This window comes from Synechococcus sp. OH20 (genome assembly GCF_047502685.1).
Classification (GTDB): Bacteria; Cyanobacteriota; Cyanobacteriia; order Thermostichales; family Thermostichaceae; genus Thermostichus.
This window is the reverse complement of the sequence record NZ_JANSIQ010000023.1, coordinates 2,797-5,271: the sequence shown is the minus strand read 5'-3', so window position 1 is coordinate 5,271 and position 2,475 is coordinate 2,797. Positions and strand designations below refer to the sequence as shown.

Genomic DNA, 2,475 nt, shown 5'->3' with positions numbered 1-2,475 from the left:
ATCCATCCTGCTTCCGAAGTTGGTTTGCTAAGTGTTGCTACTGTACCCCTTGATTCTTTAACAGGCTGTGCAAGGCAGCAAGAGCAGGGGTAAAGGTGGTGGTGCCGCCTGCCTACAGCTCGCAGACTTGTCACCGGTGTTTGTGGATTGGCCAGCGGGAAGGGAAGCGTTTTCGTTGTGTGAACCCGGCCTGTGGCTGGGAAGGGGATGCAGATTTGAACGGTGCCAACGTCATTGCACTTTTGGTGGCTGCCATAAACCAGCCTGGAGGTTCGTGGTTGGCTTGCCAACTGCAGGGCTACTGTTCGCGTCAGCGGCGCGTAGCGCTAAAACCCCACCCGCCTATGCGGTGAGGTAGTTTATCGATAGCAGGGAGGGCACTGCTGAACCTTGGCAGGGCAACTGGCTGGACTAGTCAGCCGCGGGATCCCATCGAAGGTGGGTGGACAAGTCGGGGCAAGTCTCCAAGCTGGCCGCCCACTCACCAATGAGGGCGTTGACCCAGTGGGGCAGCTCGTCGTGAGCACAGTGGCCTACCCCTGGCAGCTTCACCAAGGTAAGAGCCGGCTGCCAGCGCTTGAATTGGTCTGCCAAAAAGCTGGGCACCGCTGGATCTTCTTGGCCCCAGAGGAGCAAAATCGGCATTTTGAGCGTGGGCAACAGGCGCTTGGGGCTGTCGAAGCGACGGCAAAGGATGGCCCTCAGGCTATCCAAAAACACGTGGGCTGCCCCCGGCTCAAAGGCTGGCCTCTGGAAGATCTGCACCAACTCCTCGTCCACCTGCTCGTCCCGCTTGTAGACATTTTTGATCCAGGCCCGCAGCACCTCGGTTTGTCGCAGCCAGTTAAACAAATGGGGATAGGTGAGCGGGCAGCCCAAAACAGCCAGGATCCCTTCGCAAAGGGCTTGAACCAGGGCATCCCAGGGAGAGGGCAATTCTTCCGGGTGGGGCCCATCGGCACAACTGATCAAGCACAAACCCTTCACCATCTGGGGATAGCGGGCAGCAGCAATGACCCCCACCAGGCCCCCAATGGAATGGCCTACCAAGAGGCTGGGCTGCTGGATGTGAGTTCGCCAAAACTCGTACACCTGCTCCACCCACAGATCGACGCTGTAGGCGATCTCCGGCTTGGCGCTTTTCCCAAATCCCAGCAAGTCAAGGGCATAGACGGGGCGCTGGGATCCCAAGGGAACAATGTTATGGCGCCAATGGCCCACCGAGGCTCCCAAGCCATGGATCAAGATGGCCGGAGCCGCCGTCAAGTTCACCTGGCCCTTGGAGGTTTGGGCGCGACTGGGGGTGTAGGTGAAATGGATAGACCAGCCACGCCAGAGCCAGGTTTGGGAATGGCCATAGCGAGGGAGCACGGCAAGGGGATCCCTGTTGCCGACCGAAGAGGGGGGCGGCGCGAGGGGAGGGGAGCTTGCCCCGCCGACAGCAGCAGAGGGAGAAGAGTTGGGTTCAGGCAAGGGAGGAGCGTGTGACAACAACAGGCCCATCTCCACCAGCATAGACCGAACTTAGCGGCTGCTTCGGGGCGTCTAGAGTGGAACTAAAGGGGCGTTTCTCTCAGGTAACCCTTTTGAGCACAGCTTTTCTGGACGTTCTGCGCGACTTTCCCCGAACAAGACCGCCCGCGTCAGCAGGACGTAGAAAACCCCCCGGCCTGACCATGGCTCCGCCTGTGGATCCCACGATGGCTGAGATGATGGATGAGACAGCTTGGATAGACCCCATTACGGCGGCCAGCTTTCGCCAGATCGACCAAGAGATCGGCCCCCACCCCTGGCAAGGGATCCCCTATGAGATCGTGCGCCGCGCCATCCACGCCACCGCCGATTTTGAGCTGCGGGATCGCTTTGTGTTTAGCCCCACGGCGGTCGAGGTGGGGCTGGCGGCCCTGCGGCAGCAAAGGCCCGTGGTGGTGGATGTGAGGATGGTGGCTGCCGGGATCCAAGCTGGCCTCGCGGCGCAGGGGATCCCGCTCTATTGCGCTTTGGACTGGGTGGAAGACCCCCCCGCGGCAGGGCAAACCCGCACTGCCCAGGGGATGATCCAGGTGGCCCGCCGCTACCCGGAAGCCATCTTTGTTGTCGGCAATGCGCCCACGGCGCTGCTGGCGCTGGTGGAAGAGATTCGGGCAGAGCGGATCCGGCCCAGCCTGGTGATCGGGGTGCCGGTGGGCTTTGTGGCCGTGGAGGAGGCCAAACAGGCATTGGCACAAACCGATGTCCCCCAGATTCGGGTGGAGGGCCGCAAAGGCGGATCCCCGGTGGCCGCTGCCATCGTCAATGCTCTGCTGCTGGCCGCTCGCCGGGATCCTATTCCCAACTGACTAGAATTGGAACGACATCTTCAGACCTTTCCCATGACCCCCGAACAAGAGGAGTGGCTGATCCGCAACCTTCAGCTCCAACAAGAACAGCTTCAAGAGCTGCGGGCCGAGCAGCAGCGAGCCGCCCAGCGCTTTG

The 2,475-nt window shown here is 61.2% G+C and carries 2 protein-coding genes and 1 pseudogene; 2 read left to right on the top strand and 1 reads right to left on the bottom strand.

Features of this window, described 5'->3' with window-relative positions; genetic code table 11:
- Nucleotides 1–71: 71 nt before the first annotated feature.
- Nucleotides 72–353: pseudogene (locus NW826_RS05745) on the top strand (zinc ribbon domain-containing protein); the annotation flags it as partial.
- Nucleotides 354–411: 58 nt separating this feature from the next.
- Here the strand turns inward: NW826_RS05745 and NW826_RS05740 are convergent.
- Entirely contained in the window at nucleotides 412–1,515 is a 1,104-nt protein-coding gene (locus tag NW826_RS05740) for an alpha/beta fold hydrolase (RefSeq protein WP_414509659.1), read from the bottom strand.
- A 194-nt stretch (nucleotides 1,516–1,709) separates the two neighbouring features.
- Here NW826_RS05740 and NW826_RS05735 point away from each other — a divergent pair, with 194 nt between their 5' ends.
- Nucleotides 1,710–2,339 (top strand): cobalt-precorrin-8X methylmutase, encoded by a 630-nt coding sequence (locus NW826_RS05735; protein WP_414509660.1) that lies wholly within the window; start codon nucleotides 1,710–1,712, stop codon nucleotides 2,337–2,339.
- The last annotated feature ends 136 nt before the right edge of the window (nucleotides 2,340–2,475 follow it).